This is a genomic window from Massilia aurea (assembly GCF_040790145.1).
Lineage (GTDB): Bacteria > Pseudomonadota > Gammaproteobacteria > Burkholderiales > Burkholderiaceae_D > Telluria > Telluria aurea_C.
The window spans coordinates 1-26864 of the sequence record NZ_JBFMMP010000002.1 but is presented as its reverse complement, the minus strand read 5'-3'; the positions used below and the strand labels follow the sequence as shown (position 1 = coordinate 26864).

General features: G+C 63.3%; 22 protein-coding genes and 1 rRNA gene. 8 read left to right on the top strand and 15 right to left on the bottom strand.

The annotated features are described in order from the left end of the window. Window positions 1-12 precede the first annotated feature (12 nt). Window positions 13-1035 (bottom strand): tRNA preQ1(34) S-adenosylmethionine ribosyltransferase-isomerase QueA, encoded by a 1023-nt coding sequence (gene queA / locus AB2N08_RS04665; RefSeq protein WP_367609470.1) that lies wholly within the window; start codon window positions 1033-1035, stop codon window positions 13-15. A 118-nt stretch (window positions 1036-1153) separates the two neighbouring features. Here queA and recG point away from each other — a divergent pair, with 118 nt between their 5' ends. After that, on the top strand, window positions 1154-3214 hold the full coding sequence (gene recG, locus AB2N08_RS04660) for an ATP-dependent DNA helicase RecG (RefSeq protein WP_367609469.1): 2061 nt from the start codon (window positions 1154-1156) through the stop codon (window positions 3212-3214). Here recG and AB2N08_RS04655 read toward each other — a convergent pair. Continuing rightward, a complete protein-coding gene (locus tag AB2N08_RS04655) occupies window positions 3211-3960 on the bottom strand; it encodes an NYN domain-containing protein (protein ID WP_367609468.1) in 750 nt (249 codons plus the stop codon). The two genes, recG and AB2N08_RS04655, sit on opposite strands and share 4 nt — an antisense overlap. 208 nt (window positions 3961-4168) lie before the next feature. Here AB2N08_RS04655 and AB2N08_RS04650 point away from each other — a divergent pair, with 208 nt between their 5' ends. Beyond that, window positions 4169-4927 carry a tetratricopeptide repeat protein gene (locus tag AB2N08_RS04650; protein WP_367609467.1) on the top strand — a complete coding sequence of 253 codons (759 nt, stop codon included), beginning with the start codon at window positions 4169-4171 and terminating at the stop codon, window positions 4925-4927. Window positions 4928-5044: 117 nt separating this feature from the next. Here the strand turns inward: AB2N08_RS04650 and AB2N08_RS04645 are convergent, their stop codons facing one another. The 5 genes from AB2N08_RS04645 to pyrC form a co-directional block, all read right to left on the bottom strand. Then, a complete protein-coding gene (locus AB2N08_RS04645) occupies window positions 5045-5401 on the bottom strand; it encodes a glyoxalase superfamily protein (protein WP_367609466.1) in 357 nt (118 codons plus the stop codon). Between the two features lie 19 nt (window positions 5402-5420). Next, window positions 5421-5759, bottom strand: a complete 339-nt coding sequence (locus tag AB2N08_RS04640; RefSeq protein ID WP_367609465.1) for a hypothetical protein — start codon at window positions 5757-5759, stop codon at window positions 5421-5423. Window positions 5760-5865: 106 nt separating this feature from the next. Beyond that, a complete protein-coding gene (locus tag AB2N08_RS04635; protein ID WP_367609464.1) occupies window positions 5866-6858 on the bottom strand; it encodes a Gfo/Idh/MocA family protein in 993 nt (330 codons plus the stop codon). Between the two features lie 28 nt (window positions 6859-6886). After that, a complete protein-coding gene (locus AB2N08_RS04630; RefSeq protein ID WP_367609463.1) occupies window positions 6887-7681 on the bottom strand; it encodes a DUF3025 domain-containing protein in 795 nt (264 codons plus the stop codon). A gap of 5 nt (window positions 7682-7686) precedes the next feature. Continuing rightward, window positions 7687-8736, bottom strand: a complete 1050-nt coding sequence (gene pyrC / locus AB2N08_RS04625; RefSeq protein ID WP_367609462.1) for a dihydroorotase — start codon at window positions 8734-8736, stop codon at window positions 7687-7689. Between the two features lie 253 nt (window positions 8737-8989). Here pyrC and AB2N08_RS04620 point away from each other — a divergent pair, with 253 nt between their 5' ends. Both AB2N08_RS04620 and AB2N08_RS04615 read left to right on the top strand, forming a co-directional pair. Beyond that, entirely contained in the window at window positions 8990-10258 is a 1269-nt protein-coding gene (locus AB2N08_RS04620) for a dicarboxylate/amino acid:cation symporter (RefSeq protein WP_367609461.1), read from the top strand. Between the two features lie 83 nt (window positions 10259-10341). Continuing rightward, the gene (locus AB2N08_RS04615; RefSeq protein WP_367609460.1) at window positions 10342-11625 is read left to right on the top strand and encodes a metal-dependent hydrolase family protein; all 1284 of its coding nucleotides are present in this window, start codon (window positions 10342-10344) and stop codon (window positions 11623-11625) included. Between the two features lie 10 nt (window positions 11626-11635). Here AB2N08_RS04615 and AB2N08_RS04610 read toward each other — a convergent pair whose 3' ends face one another. Continuing rightward, on the bottom strand, window positions 11636-13516 hold the full coding sequence (locus tag AB2N08_RS04610) for an ABCB family ABC transporter ATP-binding protein/permease (protein ID WP_367609459.1): 1881 nt from the start codon (window positions 13514-13516) through the stop codon (window positions 11636-11638). 56 nt (window positions 13517-13572) lie between these two features. Between AB2N08_RS04610 and AB2N08_RS04605 the strand changes: the two genes are divergently transcribed. Continuing rightward, a complete protein-coding gene (locus tag AB2N08_RS04605) occupies window positions 13573-14016 on the top strand; it encodes an acyl-CoA thioesterase (protein ID WP_367609458.1) in 444 nt (147 codons plus the stop codon). Between the two features lie 151 nt (window positions 14017-14167). Here the strand turns inward: AB2N08_RS04605 and AB2N08_RS04600 are convergent, their stop codons facing one another. From AB2N08_RS04600 to AB2N08_RS04585, 4 genes are all read right to left on the bottom strand, one after another. Then, on the bottom strand, window positions 14168-15850 hold the full coding sequence (locus tag AB2N08_RS04600) for a long-chain-fatty-acid--CoA ligase (RefSeq protein ID WP_367609457.1): 1683 nt from the start codon (window positions 15848-15850) through the stop codon (window positions 14168-14170). A gap of 172 nt (window positions 15851-16022) precedes the next feature. Beyond that, window positions 16023-17711 (bottom strand): long-chain-fatty-acid--CoA ligase, encoded by a 1689-nt coding sequence (locus AB2N08_RS04595; RefSeq protein ID WP_367609456.1) that lies wholly within the window; start codon window positions 17709-17711, stop codon window positions 16023-16025. A gap of 172 nt (window positions 17712-17883) precedes the next feature. Next, a complete protein-coding gene (locus tag AB2N08_RS04590; protein ID WP_367609455.1) occupies window positions 17884-18960 on the bottom strand; it encodes an aminopeptidase in 1077 nt (358 codons plus the stop codon). Window positions 18961-18985: 25 nt separating this feature from the next. After that, the gene (locus AB2N08_RS04585; RefSeq protein ID WP_367609454.1) at window positions 18986-21088 is read right to left on the bottom strand and encodes a molybdopterin-containing oxidoreductase family protein; all 2103 of its coding nucleotides are present in this window, start codon (window positions 21086-21088) and stop codon (window positions 18986-18988) included. A 245-nt stretch (window positions 21089-21333) separates the two neighbouring features. Here AB2N08_RS04585 and AB2N08_RS04580 point away from each other — a divergent pair, with 245 nt between their 5' ends. Beyond that, entirely contained in the window at window positions 21334-22527 is a 1194-nt protein-coding gene (locus AB2N08_RS04580; protein ID WP_367609453.1) for a M20 aminoacylase family protein, read from the top strand. Window positions 22528-22568: 41 nt separating this feature from the next. Here AB2N08_RS04580 and AB2N08_RS04575 read toward each other — a convergent pair whose 3' ends face one another. Then, the gene (locus tag AB2N08_RS04575; RefSeq protein WP_367609452.1) at window positions 22569-23270 is read right to left on the bottom strand and encodes a suppressor of fused domain protein; all 702 of its coding nucleotides are present in this window, start codon (window positions 23268-23270) and stop codon (window positions 22569-22571) included. A gap of 139 nt (window positions 23271-23409) precedes the next feature. Between AB2N08_RS04575 and AB2N08_RS04570 the strand changes: the two genes are divergently transcribed. Together AB2N08_RS04570 and AB2N08_RS04565 are read left to right on the top strand one after the other, a co-directional pair. Then, window positions 23410-23973, top strand: a complete 564-nt coding sequence (locus tag AB2N08_RS04570; RefSeq protein ID WP_367609451.1) for an acyloxyacyl hydrolase — start codon at window positions 23410-23412, stop codon at window positions 23971-23973. Window positions 23974-24094: 121 nt separating this feature from the next. Beyond that, on the top strand, window positions 24095-25537 hold the full coding sequence (locus AB2N08_RS04565) for a DHA2 family efflux MFS transporter permease subunit (protein ID WP_367609450.1): 1443 nt from the start codon (window positions 24095-24097) through the stop codon (window positions 25535-25537). Window positions 25538-25558: 21 nt separating this feature from the next. Here AB2N08_RS04565 and AB2N08_RS04560 read toward each other — a convergent pair whose 3' ends face one another. Together AB2N08_RS04560 and rrf are read right to left on the bottom strand one after the other, a co-directional pair. Beyond that, the gene (locus tag AB2N08_RS04560) at window positions 25559-26578 is read right to left on the bottom strand and encodes a retropepsin-like aspartic protease (RefSeq protein ID WP_367609449.1); all 1020 of its coding nucleotides are present in this window, start codon (window positions 26576-26578) and stop codon (window positions 25559-25561) included. A 165-nt stretch (window positions 26579-26743) separates the two neighbouring features. Then, a 5S ribosomal RNA gene (gene rrf / locus AB2N08_RS04555) occupies window positions 26744-26856 on the bottom strand. Window positions 26857-26864 lie beyond the last annotated feature (8 nt).

The window sequence follows — 26864 nt, the reverse complement described above, 5'->3', positions numbered from 1 at the left end:
TTTAACGGGTGATTAGCGTGACTGCGTCGTCAGCAGCATGGCGTCGCCGTAGCTGAAGAAGCGGTATTCGTTGGCGATCGCGTGCGCATACGCCGCGCGGATCGGCGCGTAGCCGGCAAAGGCCGACACCAGCATCAGGAGCGTCGACTTGGGCAGGTGGAAGTTGGTCACCAGGCGCGTGACCGTCTTGAAGGTGTAGCCGGGCGTGATGAACAAGGCCGTATCGGCGCTGCCGGCGGCAAGCTCACCGCTTTGCGAGGCCGATTCGAGCGCGCGCAGGCTGGTGGTGCCCACCGCCACCACGTCGCGGCCGGCGGCTTTCGTGGCGCGCACCGCGTCCACCGTCTCTTGCGCGATGGTGTACCACTCGGTGTGCATCTTGTGTTCACTCAGGTCTTCGACGCGCACCGGCTGGAAGGTGCCCGCGCCGACGTGCAGCGTGACGTAGGCGAAGTTCACGCCTTTCGCAGCCAGCTTGTCGAGTAGTGGCTGGTCGAAATGCAGGCCGGCAGTGGGCGCGGCCACGGCGCCCGGCTCTTTCGAGTACACGGTCTGATAACGCTGCTCGTCGAATTCGTCGGCCGTGTGTTCGATGTAGGGCGGCAGCGGCAGGCGGCCGTGCGCTTCGATCAGGTCGAAGACGTCGCCCTCGAAATGGAGCGTGAAGAATTCGCCGGCGCGCTCGCCCGTGACCACGTCGAAGGCGTCGGCCAGGCGGATGCGGTTGCCCGGCTTGGGCGACTTCGACGCGCGCACCTGGGCCAGCACGGTGCGGTTGTCGAGCACGCGCTCGACGAGCACCTCGACCTGGCCGCCGGATGCCTTGACGCCAAAGAAGCGCGCCTTGAGCACGCGCGTGTTGTTCATCACGAGCAGGTCGCCGGCCTGCAACTGGTCGACGATGTCGGCGAACTGGCGGTCGATGATTTGCTCGCCATCGAGATGCAGCAGGCGCGAGGCGCTGCGGTCCGGCAGCGGCAATTGCGCGATGCGCTCGGGTGGCAGGTCGAAGTCGAAATCGGATAGCGAATACATGATGTTCAATTGGTTAGGCAAATCTCGGCAAATCAGTGCTGCCAGCTTTACAATAGAGGCTTGAAGCGCATACGGCGAACCTTCTATTTTACGTCAGCAAGCGCCACTTTGCCGCAATATGCCCGCCCCAAAAACCACAACGCCCCCAAAAACGCTCGAAAGCAAGCTCGCCCGCCTTGGCCTGCGCACCGACATGGACCTGGTGCTGCACCTGCCGCTGCGCTACGAGGACGAGACCCAGATCATCACGATCCGGGATGCCTGCCTGCGCGGCGGCCAGACCTGGCAGGTCGAGGGCATCGTCACCAAGAACGAGATCTCGTTCAAGCCGCGCCGCCAGCTCCTGGTGACGATCGCCGACGAATCGGGCGACCTGCTGCTGCGCTTCATGAATTTCTATGGCAGCCAGGTCAAGCAGATGGCCGAAGGCGTGCGCATCCGCGCGCGCGGTGAACTCAAGCACGGCTTTTTCGGGGCCGAGATGGTCCACCCGACTTACAAGGTGGTGAACGAAGGCGCGCCCCTGCCCGCCTCGCTCACGCCCGTGTACCCGGCCGGCGAAGGCTTGTCGCAGACGGTGCTGCGGCGCGCGATCGCCGACGCGATGAAGCGCATCGACTGGGCCGATACCGTGCCGCCCGCGATCCGCAAGCGCATGGAGCTGATGGACTTCGAGCCGGCCGTCAAACTATTGCACTACCCGCCGGCGGACGTCGACGAGCACGCGCTGATCGAGCGCTCGCATCCGGCTTGGGACCGCATGAAGTTCGACGAACTGCTGGCGCAGCAGTTGTCGCTGAAACGCGCGCAGCGTGCGCGCCGCGAAAAAGGCGCGCCGCCCTTGCGCGCAGTGGGCCAGCTGTCCGAAGGTTTTCTGGCCGGCCTGCCGTTTGCGCTGACCGGCGCGCAGCAACGCGTGGTGCAAGAGATCCGCGCCGATCTGCGCGCCGGTTACCCGATGCAGCGCCTGCTGCAGGGCGACGTCGGCAGCGGCAAGACGGTGGTGTCGGCGCTGGCCGCCGCGCAGGCGATCGACAGCGGCTACCAGGCGGCCCTGATGGCGCCCACCGAGATCCTCGCCGAGCAACACTTCAGAAAGATCGCCGCGTGGATGGAGCCACTGGGCGTCAAGGTCGCATGGCTTACCGGCAGCCTGAAGAAAAAGGACAAGGCCGCATCGAACGCGTTGATCGAATCGGGCGAAGCGAACCTGGTGATCGGCACGCACGCGCTGATCCAGGACTCGGTGCAGTTTGCAAAACTGGGCCTGGTGATCGTCGACGAACAGCACCGCTTCGGCGTCGGCCAGCGCCTGACCTTGCGCAACAAGGGCAGCGACGGCCTGGTGCCGCACCAGCTGATGATGTCGGCCACACCGATCCCGCGCACGCTCGCGATGACGTATTACGCCGATCTGGAGGTGTCGGTGATCGACGAACTGCCGCCGGGTCGCAGCCCGATCGTCACGCGCGCGATCGACCAGATGCGGCGCGACGAAGTCGTCGAGCGCGTGTACGCGGCGGCGCTCGAAGGGCGGCAGGTGTACTGGGTCTGTCCGCTGATCGAGGAATCCGAGGCGCTGCAATTGCAGACCGCGACCGAAACGTACGAAACGCTGGCCGAGTCGCTGCCCGACCTGCAGGTGGGACTGGTGCATGGCCGCATGAAGCCAGCGGAGAAGCAGGAAGTGATGGACGCGTTCACGGCCGGCCAGGTGCATGTGCTGGTGGCGACGACCGTCATCGAAGTGGGCGTGGACGTGCCGAATGCGTCGCTGATGGTGATCGAGCATGCCGAGCGCTTCGGCCTGTCACAGCTGCACCAGTTGCGCGGGCGCGTGGGCAGGGGCTCGGCGGCCTCGGTGTGCCTGCTGCTGTATCAGTCGCCGCTGGGCCAGGTGGCCAAGCAGCGCTTGATGACGATGCGCGAGACGACCGACGGCTTCGAGATCGCGCGGCGCGACCTGAAAATTCGCGGGCCCGGTGAATTTTTGGGTGCGCGCCAGTCAGGGCAGGCGATGCTGCGCTTTGCCGACCTGGAGATCGACCAGTGGATGGTGGATCGGGCGCGCGACGTGGCGCAGTGGTTACTGGATGGCGAATCGGCCGAGAAGATGGCCGTCGTCGATGCGCATCTGGCGCGCTGGCTCGGTGGGCGTGAAGAGTTCTTGAAGGTTTAGACGGCGCGCAGGATGGGCGCAGCCGGTGGCACTGCCGACGCAAGCCCTACCCGGCAGTGTCCCCGGTCATCCTGATGAATGCACAGAAGATCATAGGCCTCCAGCATGGAGCGCAGATTCTTGTAGCCATTCGCAGCGTGGGTAAATCCGGCATGTGTTTGGCGCAGGTGGTTACCCAAGGCGCCAAGATCGACTCTGCCATCGGCAGCAGAACTTGCCAGCACACGCACTGCCTCAACGACGAATCTCGGTCTGCGCTTGACCGGATTGGTCGCCTTGTCCTCCACCGCAACTGGCATCGCACGCGGTGCGTCGATTGTCTGCGGTGCCGCTTCATGAAACCGGTCGCACGCATGACGCAGGGCCGCCGGCGTTTTCGCCTCGCCGAATACATGCACGCCGGCGCCACGCTCCTGCAATTTCCGGCACAGGCCGACAAAATCCGAGTCGCTTGTCACGATCACAAACTGATCGGCGCGCCGATCAAGCAGCATCTCGAGCGCATCGAGCGCCAGCGCAATGTCGGCTGTGTTCTTTCCTCCCACGTACTGGAACTGGAGGCATGGGGCAAATCCATGCCGGATCAACCCATCCTGCCACTTGTTTGTCAGCGACGCCGCATTGCCATACGCGCGCCGCAATGCCACGCGTCCCAGAGTGGTGGCATGCTGCATCGCGCGATCGAGCACGGCAGACTGCGCATTTTCGCAGTCCACGAGGACAGCGACATTCGGTTCCATCGGCATGAGAATTCCCGTTGAGCAACTACGCCAACTCTAGCAGGGTATTGACAGCCGGGTCGCGTCATTTCGCGCTTGGGCAGTCACCGTGTTGTACAAACGCACTGTGACAATCCGTTAGAAATTTGCCCACCATTTGCAGCTATCGTAGCTGCGGTGTAGCGCCTGCCAGGCAGCGTTGCAGCGTCTCTTCATACAAGACACGGAGCCTGGAATGCCAATCATCGGACTTGCACTGCACTTTCTCATCGCGCTGTTCTTCGCGGTGCATGCGCTACGCAACGGGCGTCAGATGGTTTGGCTGCTGATCCTGTTCTCGTTTCCGCTTCTCGGCAGCCTGGCCTATTTCGTGGCCGAGTACCTGCCGGCGTCGCGCCTCGAGCGCCAGGGCCGCATCGCCGGCCGCGCGCTGCAGAAAAGCATCGACCCGGGCCGCGACGTGCGCGATGCGCGGCGCGTGTTCGACCTGACCCCGACTGCCCATAACCAGATGCGCCTGGCCGCGGCCCTGCTCGACGCCGGCCAGTCCGACGAGGCCGTGCAGCATTACGATGCCTGCCTGGGCGGGCCGTTCGCGGGCGATCCGGAAGTGGCGCTGGGCGCCGCGCGCGCCAACGCGGCACATGGTCGGCCGGCGGCGGCAATCGCATTGCTCGTGTCGCTGCAAGACAGGCAGCCGGGCTTTCGCGCCGACGATGTCGGGCTGGCGCTGGGGCGCGCGTATGCCGCCAACAATCAGCAGAACGAGGCCGGCGTCCAGTTCGAGGCGCTAGTGGAACGCTTCGGTAGTGTCGAAGCGCGCGTCGAACTGGTGCTATGGGCGATTGCCAATGGCAGCGACGACGTTGCGCAACGCGAGCTGAAAGAGATCGTGCACGCACGCAAGCACATGGGAAAGCACACGCGGGATCTGCATCGGGAGTTGTTCAGGCGGCTGGACGCAGCGATCGCGGCGAAGCAACCAGTCGTCTGACTTCGAACGTTCCCTTATTGGGTACGATCATGCCCATTCCGGGTCTCGCCGCTGGATGGCGGTAGTGACGCCAGATGGTGCGGAGACAGAAAGCATCCCATGGCTTCCCTGGATGTTTTAACGTGTGAACGTGAGCCGGTTTCCGAACGGATCCTTGACGCTCAACTCGCGCGAGCCCCATGGCGTATCCTCGATCGCCGGCCGTGCGTAGCCATACTGCCTGCCCGTCAGTTCGGCATGCAGGTCATCGATATCATCGACCGCAATGCGCAGCGCGGCACCGGGACAGCAATCGCCATGATGTTCGCTCAGGTGCAGCACACAATCGCCGCGCGCGACCTGCAGGTACAGCGGCAGATCGGGCGCGAAGCGGTGCTCCCAGTCGACCTTGAAGCCCAGGTAGCCGACATAGAACTCCCTGGCCCTGGCGTCATCGAAAATGCGCAGGATCGGGGTGACGGCGCCCAGCGTCATCGGATCAATGCGGTGATGGTCATTGCTCTGCTTTCGTCAGCTCGACGCCATCGACGGTCATTTTCCACGCCTTGCCGACACGGCTTGGCGGCTTGCTGACCACGAAGGTAGAACGAAACGGTCCGACGCCGGCATAGAAATCGTTGCCCTCGAAGCCGCCGATGTCCATGGTGAGGTCGGCCTTGAACTTCGGCTTGCTGCGCTTGTAGAGCAGCTTGCCATCCTTGTGCAGCGTGATTTCCATGTCCTGGCCCTGCCAGTGCCCGACGTAGGCCAGCCTGGACTCTGGAACAGGATCGGCGTGGGCGGCGCCGGCCAGCATGCAAGTGGCCAGCAACAGGAAGCGAACGGTATGCATGACATCTCCGGGCAAAGGTGTGGGATCAAAACAGCGCCCCAGTATTCGCTCAGCCGGATTTGTTGTCAACATGCATACGGTCAGCGCGTCGCGTAAGCGCGCCGCATCAGCGTACCCGGTCGGCCTCGTAGCGCAGCCCGATCTGGCGCCGGATCTCGTCCATCACGCCCATCAGCGCCAGCGTCTCACGCAGCGTCATCGCCGGGCTTTCCAGCAAGCCCTCTTGCCAGCAGCGCTGCGCTTCGATCGCTTCGTGCACATACCCATTGCCGAGGAACGGCGTGTCGATCGTGCGCACCGTGCCGTCGTCCAGCGAGACCGTGATCGACGTCGCGCAGTGGAAGCGCGTGTTCATGCGCACCTGGCCGCGCTCGCCCGAGACGGTCAGTTCGGCCGGCGTGCGCGCCAGCAGCGAGCAGCTGCACACCGACATGCCGCCGCCTTCGTGCTTGAGCGTGAAGCCCGTTTGCACGTCGACGCCGGTCGGGCCCATCTCGGCCTGCGCGCGGATTTCTGTCACCGGGCCAAGCAGGCCAGCGGCGATCGACAGCGGATAGATGCCCAGGTCGAGCAGCGCGCCGCCGCCCAGTTCGGGATTGAACACGCGGTGCTCGGGGCCGAAGGTGGCGGCAAAACCGAGGTCGGCCACCACGTGGCGTGGCGTGCCGATTTCGCCCGAGGCCAGGATGCGCTGCACTTCCTGGTAGGCCGGCAGGTAGCGCGTCCACATCGCTTCCATCAGGAACAGCCGTTTCGAGCGTGCCAGCGTCACGACCTGCTCGGCTTCGCGCAGGTTCATCGTGAACGGTTTTTCGCACAAGACGCCCTTACCGGCGCGCAGGGCCATCGAGGCGTTCTCGACGTGCTGCGGATGCGGCGTGCCGATGTAGACCAGGTCGATGCCCGGGTCCGCGACCAGTGCGTCGTACGAGCCGTAGCTGGCCAGCGCGCCGAATTCGTGGCCGAACGTGTCGGCTGATGCCTGGCTGCGTGACGCCACGCCGGCCAGCACCGCGCCCGGCACGTCCTTGAGTGCAGTGGCAAAGGCACGGGCAATCTTGCCCGTGCCGAGGATTCCCCAGCGTACCGCTTCAGCCATGCACATTCTCCTTGGTCAGTTTGTCAAATCAGTCCGTCCGGCGTGGACGGAACACGGTGATATCGCCATAAAAATCGGGACCTTGCCCGGGCCACCAGCCCGGCACACCCAGTACCTGCAGCGGCGTGAAGGAGCCCGGCGTCAATGCTTCATTCGCCAGCATGGCGGCGACGTCACGGTCGATCCGCGCGCGCCGCGCAGCCGGCGCCAGCGCGAAATAATCATCGTCCACGAACACGACGCGCGTGTGCGCGGTGATCGCCTTGCGCGGCGTGACCAGCTTTTCCATCAGCGCGTGCCCAAACAGCCAGACCTCGGCGTCGCGGCCAAACATGGCGCGTTGATCGTACAGGGCTTCGCGCCAGCGATGCGCACGCAAGTCGTCCACCAGCGCGCGGCCCGCCGCATCGGCCCGCACCACCAGCAGCGCGGCGTTCTCGTCGAAGATCGTGGCGGCGTCGCGCGCCGGTCCGCGCGATTTGCCCACGCCGGCCTGCGCGATCTGCGCCGCCTGCAGGGTATTGAGCGCGCGCTTGATCCCCGGGAAGGTCAGCCACACGAGCGCATTGAAGAAGTCGTGCAGGTTGTCGCGCGTGGGCACCTGGCCGGTGGCGCCGATGAATTGTTCGTACGCCGTGCCGTCGGGCAGGCTCGACTGCGGCACGAATCGTAGCGATTGGCCGGCGCCGTTGCGCAGATCGAGCGCGCGCGCCGCCGCATTGAATGCGTCGATGAAGCCGTCCTGCGGCGGCGCGGCGCGCTCAAAGGCCGGGCGCACCGTGTCGTACCACGGCTGCGCCCAGTCGATCGGCGGCAATGCCATCGTTGTTACAGCATCTTCCAGTTGATGCTCTCGCCCGCATTGAGCGGCACCAGCTGGTGCTCGGCCATCGGCACCGATTCAGGCAGGGTCCAGGCTTCGCGCTTGAGCGTGATGGTGCCCTCGTTGCGCGGCAGGTTGTAGAACGCCGGGCCATTGAAGCTGGCGAAGGCCTCGAGCTGGTCGAGCGCGCCGGCCTGCGCAAACGCTTCGGTATACATTTCCATCGCGTGCAGCGCCGTATAGCAACCGGCGCAGCCGCAGGCGGCGTACTTGGTATGCACGGCGTGCGGCGCCGAGTCGGTGCCCAGGAAGAAGCGCTCGTCGCCGCTGGTGGCGGCGGTGACCAGCGCCAGGCGGTGTTCTTCGCGCTTGAGCACCGGCAGGCAGTAGAAGTGCGGGCGGATGCCGCCGCGGAACAGCTCATTGCGGTTGTACAGCAGGTGGTGCGCGGTGATGGTGGCGGCGATCGGGCCTTCGGCTTCGGCCACGTACTGGGCCGCGTCCTTGGTGGTGATGTGCTCGAACACGACCGGCAGGGCCGGCATGTCGCGGCGCAGCGGACGCATGACGCGCTCGATGAATACGGCTTCGCGGTCGAACAGGTCGATGTCGTTGTCGGTCACTTCGCCGTGCACCAGCAGCGGCATGCCGATTTCCTGCATCACTTCCAGCGTTTTATAACACTTGGTCAGGTCGGTCACGCCGGCGTCGGAATTGGTGGTCGCGCCGGCCGGGTACAGCTTGACGGCGTGGATGAAGCCCGTGTCTTGCGCGCGGCGGATCTCGTCCGGATTGGTGTTATCGGTCAGGTACAGCGTCATCAAAGGCTCGAACTGCATGCCCTCGGGCAGCGCGGCCAGGATGCGGGCGCGGTAGTCCAGCGCCATGGCGGTGGTGGTGACGGGCGGCCGGAGATTCGGCATCACGATCGCGCGCGCGAACTGGCGCGCGCTGTGCGGCAGCACGCTGGCCATGGCTGCGCCGTCGCGCAGGTGCAGGTGCCAGTCGTCTGGGCGGGTGATGGTGATGGTGTCGGGGATTTCGATGGTGGACATGGCGGCTCTCGGATAACGAATGGCGTATTTTACCTGTGCCGGGGCGCCGTGGAGCGCCGCGCGACGTGGCGTAATGACACACCCGACAGCATGCTTGACAGCACTAACAGCGCCTAGGATACTGCGGAACTTGCCATAATCTTCAGAACCAACTGGTCTTTCGGTCCTCGACAGCCAGCCACTGCCCGAACAATTCGCCAGCGACAACACCGTTGCCGCTGGTGTCGCACAGGTCCCCAAGACAGGAAGCTTTATGAACAATCGAAACCGCCTGACCACTTATATCCTGATCGCGCTGGTGATCGGTATTCTGGTCGGCTATCTGGTCAATGCCAATACGGATACGGCCGGCGCGCAAAGCTTCTCCGACACGATGTCCCTGGTGACGACGCTGTTCCTTCGCATGATCAAGATGATCATCGCGCCGCTCGTGTTCGCAACCCTGGTGGTCGGCATCGCCAAGATGGGCGACGCCAAGGAAGTCGGCCGCATCGGCGTCAAGGCGCTGGGCTGGTTCTTCATCGCCTCGCTCATCTCGCTGTCGCTGGGCCTGATCCTGGTGAACCTGTTCCGTCCGGGCGACGCGCTGTTCGCCGCCGGCATGATGCCGCCGGTCGGCACCGATGCCGGCTTCGCCACCACCGGCCTGACGATGAAGGACTTCATCACGCACCTGGTGCCGACGTCCATTGTCGACGGCATGGCGCGCAACGAGATCCTGCAGATCGTGGTGTTCTCGGTGTTCTTCGGTACCGCCGCCGCCGCCGTCGGCGCGCGCGCCACGCCGCTGATCGACGCCATCGACGGCGTTGCCCACGTCATGCTCAAGCTGACCGGCTACGTGATGAACTTCGCGCCAATCGCGGTGCTCGCGGCGGTGTCGGGCATCATCGCCAAGAGCGGCCTGGGCGTGCTGTCGACCTACGGCGTCTTCATGGCCCAGTTCTACTTCGGCATCGCGCTGTTGTGGGTGGTGTTGATCGGCATCGGCATGGCCTTCATCGGCCCGCGCATCCTGCGCCTGATCGCCGAACTGCGTGGCCCGACCCTGCTGGCTTTCTCGACCGCCTCGTCCGAAGCGGCATTCCCGAAAACGCTGGAAGGCCTCGAGCGCTTCGGCGTCAAGAACCGCCTGGCCTCGTTCGTGCTGCCGATCGGTTACTCGTTCAACCTCGACGGCTCGATGATGTACTGCACCTTCGCCGCCGTCTTCATCGCCCAGGCCTACGGCATCGAACTGTCGCTGAGCACCCAGATCACGATGATGCTGGTGCTGATGCTGACCTCCAAGGGCATGGCCGGCGTGCCGCGCGCGTCGCTGGTCGTGATCGCCGCAACGCTGAACCAGTTCGACATCCCTGAAGCAGGCCTGCTGCTGCTGCTGGCGATCGACCACTTCCTGGACATGGCCCGCTCGGCCACCAACGTGATCGGCAACGGCATCGCCACCGCCGTCGTCGCCAAGTGGGAAGGCGAACTCGGCGACCCGAACGCCGATCCCGCCATTTCACCGCTGCGCTAGGCGCGGCGGGCAAGTGCCTGATACCGGAAGGCCTTCCAGCGATGGAGGGCCTTTTTTTTCATGAAAAACAAGAGGAACGAACGATGAAAATCATGATGGCCGCCGGCATGCTGCTGGCCTTGAACGGCGCCCACGCCGCCACCCAGACGGTCGATTGCGGCCGCTTGCTGGACATGCAAAAGGGCACCTGGCGCGAGCGCGTCAGCATCGTCATCGAGAACGGCAGCATCGTCTCGGTCGGGCCAATGACCGGCGCGGCCGGGAACATCGACCTGTCGCGCCACGCCTGCCTGCCCGGCCTGATCGACATGCACGTGCACCTGACCAGCGAGACGCAGCCGGTCGTCGACTCGTACCGCGACCGTCTCATCGCCAACCCGGCCGACATGGCCTACCGCTCGATCAAGTATGCCGAGCGCACGCTGATGGCCGGCTTCACGACGGTGCGCGACCTGGGCGCAGCAGACAACCTGAATATCTCGCTCAAGCGCGCGATTGCCGCCGGCGAAGTGCCGGGCCCGCGCATGTTCACTGCCGGTAAATCGCTGGCTACCACGGGCGGGCATGCCGACCCGACCAACAATCTGTCGCACTTCCTGAGCGAAAAAATTGGCACGCCCGGCCCGACCGAAGGTGTGCTGGACAGTCCGGAAGAAGCGCGCCAGGCGGTGCGCCAGCGCTACAAGGATGGTGCGGACCTGATCAAGGTGACGGCCACGGGCGGTGTACTGAGCCAGGCCGCCAGCGGCCAGAACTCGCAGTACACCGAGGATGAACTGCGCGCCGTGGTCACGACCGCGAAGGATTACGGCTTTCGGGTTGCGGCCCACGCCCACGGCGCCGAAGGCATGAAGCGCGCGCTGCGCGCCGGCGTCGACTCGATCGAACATGGCACGCTGATGGACGACGAAGTGATCGCGCTGTTCAAGAAAACCGGCGGCTGGTACGTGCCGACCATCTCGGCCGGCCGCTTCGTGGCGGATAAAGCGAAGATCCCGAATTACTATTCGGCGCTGGTGCAGCCGAAGGCGGCCGCGATCGGGCCGCAACTGCAGGCCACGTTCGCGCGCGCCCACAAGGCCGGCGTGAAGATGGCGTTCGGCACCGACGCCGGCGTGTTCCCGCACGGCGAGAACGCGAAGGAGTTCGGGTATATGGTCGAAGGCGGCATGACGCCGCTCGAGGCGATCCGCGCGGCCACCGTCAATGCTGCCGTGCTGCTCGATCAGCCCAAGCGCCTGGGCGCGATCGCGCCGGGATTCGCGGCCGATATCATCGCAGTCGAGGGCGATCCGCTGACCAACATCAAGCTGCTCGAGCAGGTCAGGTTCGTGATGAAGGATGGCGTGGTCTACAAGAAGCCGTGAGCTGACGGGCTCACGGCAGCAGGTTTGAACGCGTCGGCAGCGAAGCTGCCAACCCTGCGTCGCCGACATGCTCAACCGGCGACGCCACGTCTTCATCCGGCCGCGCCAGTTGCCGGTCCCACATCTGCGCATACAGGCCGCGCGCCGCCAGCAGCGCGCCGTGCGTGCCGCGCTCGACGATCTTGCCGTGATCGAGCACGATGATCTGCTGCGCGTCGGCGATCGTCGACAGGCGGTGCGCGATCACGAGCGTCGTGCGGTTCTTCGCGATCTCTTTCAACTGCGCCTGGATCGCCTGCTCGGCGCGCGAATCGAGCGCTGACGTGGCTTCATCAAAAATCAGCAGTGCCGGGTCTTTCAGCAGCGTGCGCGCGATCGCCACGCGCTGCTTCTCGCCGCCCGACAGTTTCAGGCCGCGTTCGCCCACCATGCTTTGATAACCATCGGGCAGGCTATCGATGAAGTCGTGGATCGACGCCGCGCGTGCGGCCGCGACGATATCGTCGCGGCTGGCGCCGGGCCGGCCGTAGGCGATGTTGTATTCGATGGTGTCGTTGAACAGCACCGTGTCTTGCGGGACGATGCCGATCGCCGAACGCAGCGACTGCTGCGTGATGTCGCGCAGGTCTTGCCCGTCGATGCGGATCGCGCCGCCATTGACGTCATAAAAGCGAAACAGCAGACGTGACAGCGTGGACTTGCCCGAGCCGCTGTGGCCCACCACCGCCGTCGTGGTGCCGGCGGCGATGGTGAAGTCGACGTCGAACAGGATCTGGCGCTTGGCCTCGTAGCTGAAATCCACGTGCGAGAACTCGACCTCTGCGCCCTTGACCGCCAGCGGCAGGGCCTTGGGGCCATCGGCCACTTCGCGGTTCTGGTCGAGCAGGCCAAACAGGCGCTCCATGTCGGCCAGGCTTTGCTTGATCTCGCGGTAGATCACGCCCAGGAAGTTCAAAGGCATGTACAGCTGGATCATGAAGGTGTTGACCAGCACCAGGTCGCCCAGGCTCATGGTGCCGTTGATGACCCCTTGCGTGGCGCGCCACAGGATCAGCGTGACGGCCACGGCGATGATCAGGGACTGGCCGGTGTTCAGGAACGACAGCGACGTCTGCGAGCGCACGCCGGCGTTCTCGTAGTTCTTCAGGCCTTCATCGTAGCGGTGCGCTTCGTAGTCTTCGTTGCCGAAGTATTTCACCGTCTCGTAATTGAGCAGCGAGTCGATGGCCTTGGTACTGGCTTTCGATTCGAGGTCGTTCATCGTGCGCCGGAAGTGCGTGCGCCATTCGGTGACGATCACGGTGAAGGTGATGTACGACGCCAGCGCCACCGCGGTGATGATGCTGAACCAGATGTCGTAATTGAGCACCAGGTAGGCCAGCACCAGCGTGATCTCGACCAGCGTCGGCAGGATGTTGAACAGCGAGTATGAAATCAGCGAGTTCACGCCGCGCGTGCCGCGCTCGATGTCGCGCGTCATGCCGCCGGTCTGGCGGTTCAGGTGAAAGCGCAGCGACAGCGCGTGCAGGTGGCGAAACACGCGCAGCGCGATGGTGCGCACGGCGCGCTGCGTCACGCGTGCGAACAGGAATTCGCGCAGCTCGGTGAAGACGGTCATCGACAGCCGCAGCAGGCCATACGCGACCAGCACACCGACCGGCAGCACCATCAGCGCGTGCGGATGGGCGGGGTCGATGGCCAGGCCGTCGATCAGCCGCTTGAGCACGAGCGGCACGCCGACGTTGGCCATCTTGGCCGCGACCAGCGCGCCCATGGCGGCCAGCACGCGCCATTTGTAGACCCACAGGTAGGGAAACAGCGTCTTGAGCGTGGCCCAGTCGTTGCGGGGCATGCCCGAGGGTTCGGGCGGAAGTGAGGTATTACGGCGCATGGAGAGACTTTTGTGGTTCAATTCGGGTCGATTGTAGCTTTTACCGAGAATTCACGATGACCACGCCCGAAAATACCGTTACCACGCCCAGCACCGTTCGACTCCCCGCCGGCAAGATGCCGGAACTGCGGGTCATGCCCGCCCCTTCCGACGCCAATGTGTATGGCGATGTGTTCGGCGGCTGGATCATGGCGCAGGTCGACCTGGCCGGCTCGCTGCCGGCCACGCGCCGCGCCAATGGCCGCGTGGCGACCATCGCCGTGAACTCGTTCCTGTTCAAGAATCCCGTGTTCGTGGGCGACCTGCTGTCGTTCTATGCCGATATCACCAAGGTGGGCAATACGTCGATCACGGTGTTCGTGGAGGTGTACGCCGAGCGCAACCGACTGGCGGCGGAGGTGGTGAAGGTGACCGAGGCGACGCTGACGTATGTGGCCACGGGCCCGGATCGCAAGCCGCGCCAGTTGCCGCCGCTGGAATCGCTGATTGCGAACCGGTGATGCGATAGGGGGTGCGTGCAACTTGGGTTCCCGCCTCCGCGGGAACGACGTTCAGAGGCTAGTCGCCACGACTTGCGTTAGCAGCTTGCCCCAGCACGTCATCCCCGCGAAGGCGGGGATCCAAGTCAGTCGCGCCAAGATAGATTAAAAATCAACCCGGCTTCTTCTCATCCCGCAGTTCACGCCGCAGAATCTTGCCGACGTTCGTCTTCGGCAGCGTCTCGCGGAACTCGACGAACTTCGGCCGCTTGTAGCCGGTCAGCTGCTCTTTGCAGAACGCGGTGATCTGGTCGGCGGTGAGGCTCGCGTCCTTTTTCACCACGTACAGCTTGACCGCTTCGCCCGAGTTCTGGTCTGGCACGCCCACGCACGCCACTTCCAGCACGCCGGGCATCGCCGCGACCACGCCTTCGACTTCGTTCGGGTACACATTGAAGCCCGAGACCAGGATCATGTCCTTCTTGCGGTCGACGATGCGTGTGTAGCCCTTCTCGTCCATGATGCCGATGTCGCCGGTCTTGAAGAAGCCGTCCGGCGTCATGACCTTGGCCGTCTCGTCGTCGCGCTGCCAGTAGCCGGCCATCACTTGCGGGCCGCGCACGGCGATCTCGCCGGCGGTGCCGAATGGGACGGCGTTGCCGGCATCGTCCAGGATGCGCAGTTCGGTCGATGGCAGCGGCAGGCCGATGGTGCCGGTGAAGTCGCTGATGTCGCAGCGGTTGGCAGTGACCACGGGCGAGGTCTCGGACAAGCCGTAGCCTTCGACGATCGGGATGCCGGTGGTCTTGAGCCACTTGTCGGCCACCGCTTTTTGCACCGCCATGCCGCCGCCCGGACACACCATCAGGCCCGAGAAATCGAGCCTGGAGAAATCGTCGTTGTTCAGCAGGCCGTTGTACAGCGTATTCACGGCCGGGAAGATGTTGATGCGGTAGCCGCCCAGCTCCTTGATGAAGCCCTTGATGTCGCGCGGGTTCGGAATGAGCAGGTTCATGCCGCCTACGCGCAGGCCGAGCAGCGCGCAGACCGTCAGCGCATAGATGTGATACAGCGGCAGCGCGCACGCGAACTGCGCCTGCTCGCCTGCCTTCATGCGGCTGAGGGTCGGCGCGAACCAGGCTTCGTTCTGCAGCACGTTGGCGATCACGTGGCGGTGCAGCAGCACCGCGCCTTTCGAGACGCCCGTGGTGCCGCCCGTGTATTGCAGGAAGGCGATGTCGTCATGGCCGATCGCGACCGGCCCCAAGGTCTCGCGCGCGCCCTCGGCCAGCACCTTGTTGAAGGCAATGGCGCTTGGCAGCGAGTAGGCCGGCACCATCTTCTTGACCTTGCGGACCACCAGGTTGACCAGCGTGCCTTTCACGCCGCCCAGCAGGTCGCCCATCGTGGCCAGCACGATGTGCTTGACCGCAGTCTGGCCTATCACCTGCTCGAGCGTGTGCGCGAAGTTCTCGAGCACCACGATCGCCTCGGCGCCGGAGTCGGCCAGCTGGTGCTGCAACTCGCGCGGGGTGTAGAGCGGGTTGACGTTGACGACGACGTAGCCGGCGCGCAGCACGGCGGCCAGCGCCACCGGATACTGCAGCACGTTGGGCATCATGAGCGCCACGCGCGCGCCGGGTTTCAGGCCCTTGGCCTGCAGCCAGGCGGCCATGCGCTGCGACATCGTGTCGAGTTCGGAAAACGTGATGGACTTGCCCATGCAGGCATAGGCCTTGCGGTCGGCGTACTTGCGAAACGCCTCTTCCAGCAAATGCGACAGCGAGCGGTATTGCGTCGCATCGATCTCCGCCGGTACACCGCTCTCGTACGACGTGAGCCAGAATTTGTCCATGTATTCCACTGCCTTCCTTGTTAATGCCAATAAAACGCACATACCGCCCTGTGGGCTTAAAAACGTCGTTCCCGCGAAGGCGGGAACCTAATTTTGCCGGCGTATCGTCAACACCGGCAAACTTGGGTTCCCGCCTGCGCGGGAACGACGTATCTGACGCTACCTGATTTTTTTACGCCACCGCCTCGGCCTGCTTTTCATCCCGCAGCGCGCGGCGCAGGATCTTGCCGACGTTGGTCTTGGGCAGCTCGTCGCGGAACTCGATGTACTTCGGTCGCTTGTAGCCGGTGAACTCCTGCTTGCAGTAGGCCAGCAGGTCGTCCGTCGTGAGGCCCGGGTCTTTTTTTACCACGAATACCTTCACCGCCTCGCCCGAATGGGCATCCGGCACGCCGATCACGGCGCATTCGAGCACGCCCGGATGGCCGGCAATGACGCCTTCGAGTTCGTTCGGGTAGACATTGAAACCCGAGACCAGGATCATGTCCTTCTTGCGGTCGACGATCTTGACGTAGCCGCCCGCATCCATGACGCCGATGTCGCCCGAGCGGAAGAAGCCGTCGGTCGTCATGACCTTGTCGGTTTCGCCCTGGTGGTTCCAGTAGCCGAGCATGACCTGCGGGCCGCGGATCGCGATCTCGCCGGTCTGGCCCAGGGCCATGTGCTTGCCGTCGTCGTCGATGATGGCGATGTCGGTCGATGGAACCGGCAGGCCAATGGTGCCGGTAAATTCAGTGCCGTCGGCGCGGTTGCAGGTGGCCACAGGAGATGTCTCCGACAAGCCGTAGCCTTCGATGATCGCCACGCCCGTGACATCGCGCCATTTGTCGGCCACGGCTTTTTGCACGGCCATGCCGCCGCCATTGCACATGCGCAGGCCCGAAAAATCGAGGTGGGCGAAATCAGGGTTGTTTACCAGCGCGTTGTACAGCGTGTTCACCGCCGGCAGCATGTTGAAGCGGTACTTGGCCAGCTCTTTCACGAAGCCGGGGATATCGCGCGGGTTCACGATCAGCACGTTCAGCGCGCCCATGCGGATGCCCCACATGGCGCACGCGGTCAGCGCGAAGATGTGATACAGCGGCAGCGCGCACACGATCGTGAGCTGCTCGCCGCCCGCTTCGCCCAGCGCCGGCTGCGACCACGCTTCGCTTTGCAGCACATTGGCGATCACGTTGCGGTGCGTAAGCGTGGCGCCTTTCGACGGTCCGGTGGTGCCGCCCGTGTACTGCAAAAAGGCGACGTCGCCCACCTTGAGCGTGGCCGGCTTGAAGGTCATGCGGGCGCCCTGCGCCAGCGCATCCTTGAAGGTGACCATGTTCGGCAGCGAAAAGTCGGGCACCATCTTCTTGACGTGGCGAACGACGAGGTTGACCACCATGCCCTTGACGCCGCCCAGCAGCTCGCCCATATTGGCCACCACCACGTGGCGCAGCGGGGTCTTGCCCATCACCTTCTGCACGGTATGGGCGAAGTTTTCCAGCACGATGATCGCTTCGGCGCCCGAGTCGGCGATCTGGTGTTCGAGTTCGCGCGCGGTGTAGAGCGGGTTGACGTTGACGACGACGTAGCCGGCGCGCAGCACGGCGGCCAGCGCGATCGGATATTGCAGAACATTGGGCATCATGATCGCCACGCGCGCGCCCGGCGTCAGGCCGCGGCTTTGCAGCCAGGCAGCGAGCTTTTGCGAACAGGCGTCGAGCTCGCGGTAGGTGATGAACTTGTCCATGCAGACAAAGGCATTGCGGTCTGCGAATTTGCTGAAGGATTCTTCCAGCAACTGCACCAGGGATGAGTACTGATCAGGATTGATCTCTGCGGGCACGCCCGGGGGATACGACTGCAGCCAAATCTTGTCCATGGGTTGCCTCTGTCTCGTGATCCTGATCGGATCGTGATCGTTCTTGTCGGCGGCCGTGCTATGTTGCCGGCTCGCATGCGCACGAAGCTTATGCCTTTGCTATCGCTGGGTGTGATGCTATCGGGCAGCGCCCGTGTACGCAAGCGGTTTTACGCCGATTGGAACCGCCCCTCTACGGCAGAGCTCCGATGGTGCGCTGCACCACCTGCATGCCGGGCGGCGTCGTCGCAGCCAGGCGCTTCAAGACACGGGTTCGCTCTTCCTTATCGAGTGCGGCGATGCGGTTGGCGGCCTTGTAGAACCCGTTCCAGGTCTTCTCGCGCCGCAGCAATGCGCGAAATGCCGGCACCAGATCGTTGTAGGTCGCCACCGAGGCAAGGTGGGCATTGGACAGCGGCTCGGCAAAGAAGCGGTCATAACCGGCGTAGCCGCCCCAGTTTGCCTTGAGCACCTGGTAGTCGTTTTGCAGGGCGATGAACAGGCGCCCTTTCGTGGCGCGCTTGGTGTCGTCCGGCTCCATGCTCTTGTAGGTGCGCTCGAGTTCGCCCCGATAGCGCAGCAGCAGGGCCAGGAAGTCGCTCTTGCGCGCCTTGTAGCGGTCATAGGCGTCGCTCATCGCCGGGTTGCCAAAGCGTTCGAGCCAGGCTTCCACGCCAGCCTGCTCCACGGCGCTGGCGAACGATTCATTGAATTGCGAATCGCCCGCGATGTACACCACCTGGTGCGCCAGTTCGTGAAAGATCAGGCGCGCCAGTTCGGCGTCCGGGTAATTGATGAAGGTCGACATCAACGGATCGCTGAACCAGCCGAGCGTCGAATAAGCGCTTACGCCGCTCACTTCCACATCGTGGCCTTGCGCGCGCAGTTGCCTGGCATACGCCTGGGCGTCGCTCTTGCTGTAGTAGCCGCGGTAATTCACGCAGCCGGCCACCGGAAAGCACCATTGAATTGGTTTGAGTGACAGCTCGGGCGTGGCCACCACGTTCCACAGCACGTAGGGGCGTTTCAAACTCGTGTAGTTGGTGTAGCTGCCGTTATCGGGCAGCTTCATTTCGCCGATCGCGAAGCGGCGGATCTGGCGCGCCGCCTCGAGGCGGTGGCGCAATTTGACGTTGGTGCTGGTATCGGCGATCCAGTCGTCGATCGGGCGCGCGTCGGACAGCAATTGCAGCTGGCCTTGCGCGGCCTGGGTGTAGTACGAGAGGGATGAGCAGCTTGTCAACATGAGGGCCGCAGCTGCCGCGGCCATGAGGGGCCGGAAGGCCAGTGAGAATCTAGAGGGTGTCATCTCGCAATGGGGGCGCAGCTTTTTCAACCTGCACCAGGGTGTCGTAGAAAGTGGGCGCCCGGCCCATGTCGGTCAAACGCTGGCTGGTGACTTCGTTGGCGTTCTTGCCGTCGGTGGCCAGTTTTTTCCACCAGATCGACAAGCCCACCACCAATCCAGCGCGCGCCTTGTCGGTCACGCGTGCACGGGCGAGGAACGAACCGCGGTCGTTATAAATGCGCGCCATGTCACCGTGCCCGATGCCGCGTGCGGCGGCATCAAACGGGTGGATGTCGAGGTGCGGTTCGCCCTCAGTTGCGCGCAGGCTCTGTACATTGACAAACGTTGAGTTGAGGAAGTTCCGCGCCGGCGGAGAAATCATGGCGAGCGGATAGGTTTTCGCCAACGCCGGGTTCGATGCGACGGACTCGTACGGCGGGATATACGTCGGCACCGGATCGAGGCCGTCGGCCAGCATGCTCTCGGAGAAGAACTCGCATTTGCCCGATGGCGTCGTGAAACCGCCTTCGGCAAACGGCGCGTCGGGCATCTTGAGTTTGCTCCAGCCGGTGCGCTTGAGCGATTCCCAGTCGAAGTGCACCGCGCGCGCATCCTTGCTGTCGAAGGCCTTGGCGGCGATGGCGTCGTCGCTCTCGGCAAAGCACGGGTCGGTAAAGCCCATGCGCGCTGCCAGCAGGCGGAAGAATTCGGTGTTCGGCTTCGATTCGCCCACCGGTTGCACGGCGGCGTTATTGGCCATCATGTACAGGTGGCCGTAGGCCAGGTGCGCATCGACGTGTTCGAGCTGGGTGGTGGCCGGCAGCAGGATGTCGGCGTAGTCGGCGCTGTCGGTGTGAAAGTGTTCGAGCACCACAGTGAACAGGTCTTCGCGCTCGAAGCCTTGCTGCACCTTGCGCGAATCGGGCGCGATCGCCAGCGGGTTGGCGTTGTAGACGATGACGGCCTCGATCTTCGGGCCGAAATCGGGCGCGCTGTCCCTCAGCAAGTCGTCGCCGATCGTGGTCATATTGATTGTGCGCGGAGTGCGGCCAGCCAGCAGATCCGGGCGTTGCAGCGCCGGACGGTTGGTCGGGAACGACGCCGAGCTCGACAGCTGGATGCCGCCGGCCGGCTGGCGCCAGGCGCCCACCAGGGCCGGCAGGCAGGCGATGTTACGCACCGCCATGCCGCCGCCGCGCACGCGCTGGATGCCGTAGTTGATGCGGATCGCGGCGGCCTCGCCATTCTTCACGATCTGGCCATACAGGCGCGCCAGGCTCACCACTTCATCGACCGTGATGCCGCAGGTTTCGGCGGTGCGTTCGGGCGTCCATTCGAGGGCGCGCGCCTTGAGTGGCTCGAAGCCGAGCGTGTGCTTGTCGATGTAGGTGTGATCGAGTAAATCTTCCTTGATCAGCACGTGCATCATGCCCAGGGCCAGCGCCGCATCCGTGCCAGGCAGCAGCGCAATATGTTGGTGACATTTTTCGGCAGTGAGGGAGCGATACGGATCGATGGCAATCAGCGTGGCGCCATTGCGCTTGGCTTCTTGCGCGCGCATCCAGAAATGCAGGTTCGAGGCGATCGGGTTGCCGCCCCAGATCAGGATCAATTTGGCGTTCTGGAACTGTTCGAGGTCGGTGCCGATCGAACTACCAATGGAATAGCGATAGCCGGTGGCGCCGGCGGTGGCGCAGATGGTGCGATCGAGCAGCGATGCGCCCAGTTGATTGAAGAAGCGCAGCGACATCGATTCGCCCTGCACCAGGCCCATGGTGCCGCAATAGCTGTATGGCAGGATCGCCTGGGCGTCGCGCGCCGCGATGGCGCTCAAGCGCGTGGCGATTTCGTCGATGGCGGCTTCCCACGTGATACGTTCGAACTTGCCTTCGCCCTTGCGGCCGACACGGCGCATCGGATACAGCACGCGGTCCGGGTGGTAGGTGCGCTCGACATAGCGCGAGACCTTGGTGCACAACACGCCGGCCGTGGTGGGATGCTCCGGATCGCCTTTCACTTCTGTCGCGACGCCATTCTCGACTTTGACGAGCAGCGCGCAGGTATCGGGGCAATCGTGGGGACAGGTCGCACGGACGATGGTGGTGGTCATATTGTTATTTGGGCTTGAAAATGCAGGCTGCGCTGAAAAAACTGCGTGAAACCAATACTTTATACGATTCGGGCGGGCTTCGTGACCTCCCCTGTCAAGTCTGTTTAAGGCACGCTACAATAGTTAAAACCATGCCATGCAAGGGTGGCAAGATAACCGAGGGGCCTCCAGCTCCCCCTGCCTGCATCGCATCACGCGAGGCAGCGCGCGGCAGCGTCACCGAGGTCCCCATCGCGGAGAACATCATGAAACTGGTTGAACCTATCCTGGCGTCGCACGCCGCAATCCAGGCAATCCGGCGCGACCTGCACGCGCATCCCGAACTGAGCTACGAAGAACACCGCACCGCGCAGATCGTGGCCGACCAGCTCGAAGTGTGGGGCATTCCCGTCGTGCGCGGGCTGGGCGTGACGGGCGTCGTCGGCATCATCAAGAACGGCACGTCCGCGCGCGCGATCGGCCTGCGCGCCGACATGGACGCACTGCCGATGCAAGAACTCAATGGCTTCGCGCACGCATCGACCCACGCCGGCAAGATGCACGCCTGCGGCCACGATGGCCATACCGCGATGCTGCTGGGCGCCGCACAACGCCTGGCGCAGCACCGCAACTTCGACGGCACCGTGTACCTGATTTTCCAGCCGGCCGAAGAAGGCGGCGGCGGTGCGCGGCGCATGATCGAGGATGGCCTGTTCGAGCAATTCCCGATGGACGCCGTGTATGGCATGCACAATTGGCCAGGCATCGCCGAGGGCACGTTCGCCGTGGTCGACGGGCCGATGATGGCGTCGAGTAACGAGTTTCGCGTGACCGTGCGCGGCAAGGGCGCCCATGCGGCGCAGCCACACCGCGGCATCGATCCGATCATGGTCGCGGTGCAGATCGCGCAAGCGTGGCAAACCATCATCTCGCGCGAAAAAAATCCGCTGCTCACGGCGGTGTTGTCGATCACCCAGATCCACGCGGGCAGTGCGACCAACATCATTCCGGACGAAGCAGTGCTGGTGGGAACGGTGCGCACGTTTACGACCGAGGTGCTCGACCTGATCCAGCGTCGCATGGAAGAAATGGCGGGCGGGATCGCGGCCGGCTTTGGCGCGACGATCGATTTCGGCTTCAAACGCAATTATCCGCCGCTGGTCAATCACACCGAACACACGGCGTTCGCGATCGAGGCGATGCGCGCGGTAGTGGGCCCGGGCCGGGTCAATGCGAATGTCGAACCGACCATGGGCGCCGAGGATTTCGCCTTCATGCTGCAGGCCAAGCCGGGATGCTATGTGTTTATCGGCAATGGCGAAGGCGACCATCGCGCTGGCGGGCACGGTCTTGGGCCGTGCCAGCTGCACAATGCAAGTTATGACTTCAACGACAACCTGCTGCCGATTGGCGCGAGTTACTGGGTGCGCCTGGCGGAGATGCGTCTGCCGGTTGGCTGATGGCGTGGCAGGCCGGGCATGCGCCCGGCCTTTTTTCTCGCCTAAAACAGGCCGAGGAATTTCTTTTTAACTGTGTTCTTGCGCGCCGGATCGACGACGTCGGTGACGTTCTTGTCGTTGAACTTGTCGATCAGGATGGCAAAGCCGCGGTGACGCGCCAACGTCAGTTCTTCCTTGAACAACGGCACGACGCAGTGGAAATAGACGTCCCTGCCGTCGACCGTCACCGAGTGAAATGGTTCCGGCGCCGAGACCGGCGGCAGCAAGATGGCGCCGCAGAAGCCGACGCTGTCGGTGTATGGCTTGGGCGGGGCGCCATTGGGCATCGCATGACCCAGGCCAATCCAGGTTCCCTGGTTGTGCGGATAGTGCGCCAGGTGGCGCATCAACGCGACTGGCCAGTACCAGCGCTCTTCCTTGACCGCCGCTTCATCGAGCTGCCAGTCCGCCGGCAAGGTCATGATCAGTTCGGCGAACGGCGGCGCGCCTTCCGGCGTCGTCATCGGGCGTCTGCTCATGCCCGAAGTCACCAGGCGCACAAATGGGAAGGCCGGGGTCGGGCCGATCACGTGGATGTCGACCTGGATGGCGCCGGCGTCTGTCTCGTGGAAGACCAGCGCGGGCGCGCCGAGGTGCGTGGCAATGTGTTCGGCGACCGGGTCATGCGGCAGCACGACGGTGTCCGGTTGGCGCTGCATTGGCGCGGTCAAAGGATACAGCGGGGTGATGGTTGGTTCGGCCATGAGTATTGATCGATGTCGTTGCGGCGGGCGCCTATGATACCCGCGCTGCCCGCTTGCGTGGCTGGCAGCACGCTATTGTTCTCGCTAGTACAATACCGCATTGTTCAAACTGTCATCCCTCCCCCTTTCCAGGTAGACCATGATCACTTTCAAAAAAATCAGCATGCTGGCGCTGGCCAGCGCCGCGCTGTGCGCGCCTGCCGCGTTTGCCCAGTCCACCGTGGCCAATGGCTATATCGACTCCGTCTCGTTCGAATACGGCACCAATCCGCAACAGCGCATGGGCCGTGTCGCGATCCAGTCCGACTGGGACAAGCGCTGGTTTGCCAGCAATGGCCGCCATCTGTCGGGCTATTTTGAAACGAACCTGGCCCTGTGGCGCCTGAACTCGTACGAGAACGTCCGCGGCCGCAACAAGAATATCGGCGTGCTGGGCTTTACGCCGGTGTTCCGCTACCAGAACGATAACAAGCTGGGCCTGTACGGCGAAATCGGTATCGGCCTGAACCTGCTGTCGACGCTGTACAAGAATGAAGACAAGGAACTCTCGACGGCGTTCCAGTTCGGCGACCATATTGGTGTGGGCTACACCACCGCCAAGTGGGACTTCGGCCTGAAGTACCAGCACTATTCGAACGGCAGCATCAAGAGCCCGAATGCCGGCGCTAACTGGCTGGTCGCCAAGGCTGCTTACCGCTTCTGATGTGTTTGGTTGCCCGCCGCATACTCGCATCCACTGTGGGTATATGGCGCGGGCAAATAGCAATTCGTGACACAATCGGGCCTTTCGCGGCGCTGTCCGCGCGCTGTTTTTCGAGGCCCGATTGACTCCTTCGCCCACCCTCAAACGTTATCTTCCCTGGCTTGTCGCCATCGCCCTGTTCATGGAGCAGCTCGATGCGACCATCGTCAACACCGCTATTCCCAGCATTGCCGCCAGTCTCGGTGTCACGCCGCTGAGCCTGAAATCGGTTGTCACCAGCTATATCCTGGGCCTGGCCGTCGGGATTCCGCTCAGTGGCTGGATGGCCGACCGCTTCGGCACGCGGCGCGTTTTCTTCACTGCGATCGCGATCTTCACCTTTGCCTCCGTGTTGTGCGGCCTGTCGCTCAATGCGCACATGATGACGGGCGCACGCCTGCTGCAAGGGTTGGGCGGCGCGATGATGATTCCGATCGGGCGACTGGCGATCGTACGCACGTTTCCCAAGAACGAATTGCTGGGGGCGATGAACTTCGTGATCATTCCGGCGCTGATCGGGCCGCTGTTGGGGCCGACGATTGGCGGCCTGATCGTGAGCTGGACGTCGTGGCGCGTGATCTTCTTTGTCAATATTCCGGTGGGCTTGATCGCGCTGTATTTTGTCTGGCGCCATATGCCGGATTACCGCGCAGAGCAGCGACGCCCGCTCGATGTCGTTGGCCTGCTCCTGTTCAGCAGCGGCACGGCGCTCTTGTCGTGGGTATTGGAAGTGTTTGGTGAGCACACACTCAGCGGCATGACGGCCGGGTTGCTGTTCTTGCTGGCATTGAGTCTGCTCGGCGCGTACGCCTGGCACGCTTGTCGCATAAAGTTTCCGCTGCTGCGCCTGACGCTGCTGAAGGTGCGCACCTTCCGTATCGCGGTTCTGGGTGGCTTTGTCACCCGTCTTGGCGTGGGCGGCCTGCCGTTCCTGCTGCCGCTGTTGTATCAGTTGGGCCTGGGCATGCCGGCATGGCAGTCGGGGCTGATGATGATGCCGTCGGCGCTGGCCGCGATGGGGATGAAGCTGTTCGCGCCGCGGTTACTGGCGCGCTTCGGGTATCGCCAGGTGCTCTTGGCCAATACGATCATGATTGGCGTGACGATTGCCATGTTCACGCTGGTCGATGCCGGCACACCATTGATCATGATCGTGTGCATCAGCCTGATGCTGGGGTTCTTCAACTCGCTGCAGTTCTCGAGCATGAATACGCTGGCGTATGCCGACATCGAGCCGGCGGACTCCAGCATGGCGAGCACGATCTCGAGCTCTCTGCAGCAATTGTCGATGAGCTTTGGCCTGGCAGCAGGCTCGCTCGTTACCGCGTGGTTCCTGGGTGACGTGTCACAGACGAATCAGGGGCAAGTGACGCAGGCGATGCACCACGGGTTCATGGCGCTGGCAATCCTGACACTGTTCTCGTCCCTGGTCTTCTGGCGCCTGCGCCGTGACGATGGCGACAGCATCAGTCGCGGGCAGGACGTGGTCAAGACGGTGGAGCCGGTGACGGTGACGGCGCAGTAATACGTGCGCCTTGGGCATACGTTAATTGTCGGGAAGCGGAATGACATCCACCGAACCGCGTTTGCGGTTGGCGTCTATCTCGACTGCAGAGAAATACGCCCGCCTCTGTCCCATGGCGATATAAACCCGATGGCGCTGCAGGAAGTCGGCGCCCAGGATTGCGATCTCGCCCGAATACCCCAGCTCGACGAGACGCATATCGAAATCCTTGATCTCCATCCCGCCAATCGCCATCTGCTGGACGGGAATGCGCCATACCGGTTGGTCCTGGCCATGGCCTGGCACAGGCTGTTCCCGCGCGGCGCCGGGCGATGCCGGGGTCAGTCCCAGATGGCTGCCTGCGACGAGTGGGAGATAGGAGTATGGGGTCGCGGTCGATAATAGTGCCCAAACGTCCTTGCCATTGATCTGGATGCGCAGCAGCGGTCGCGGATCGCGCTTCCAGACGTCGACAATGATCGGGACCGATATCGCTGCCGGGTCCCAGTAGGCAAGGTGCGCGGTATTGCATCCGCGCGGTTTGAAATGCTTGACGAAACCTTCGTCGAGAGCGATCTCGAGATCCGCCTGTAACAAGCTGCCTGCGCCAATCCTGGCCCCGAACGCGTCATCGATAAAATCCTCGACCGGGAACGAGGCTGCTTTGCCCTTGACGACACCTGACGAGAAGTCGTCGACGAAGGCAGAGAGTCCCTCCCTGAACACGAGATTGCTGGTGATATTGTTACTCGACTCTCCCTCACCTTCTTTACGGAAGACACTGCTCGTGACATGACGTACCTTGATGCCAAAACGATCCAGCATTTTCTTGTTGAGAACCGTATGCTGTCCCGAGCCGATATTGAGCATTGCCGACACCAGGTTGCCGTTGATGCTGGCATCGACAAGTGGCCGCATGTCATCGGTGAAGGTAAGCGGGACAGTTTGCTGCTCGTTCATTTCGCAACCGGCAGGCAGTGTTTGTGCCAGTACAGCACTGGACGACATCATCGCCGCGAGCAGGGTCAGTCGCCTCAGCAGGAATGAGAATGGAAGCGTCATTGGTATCCAGAAGTGGCAAAGAGAAGCCTCAGTATAGATACGGCAACGAAGGTAGAGGGAAAAATTGCAGAATAGTCCGGATTGACCTGCCCGATCGTTGAATACTGTTCGCCCAAAGCGAAAAGCCCCGCTCAGATCAACTGAGCGGGGCTTTTCTAATAACTAGCCTGACGATAACCTACTTTCACACTGGTTGCAGCACTATCATCGGCGCAAAGTCGTTTCACGGTCCTGTTCGGGATGGGAAGGGGTGGGACCGACTTGCTATGGTCATCAGGCATAACTT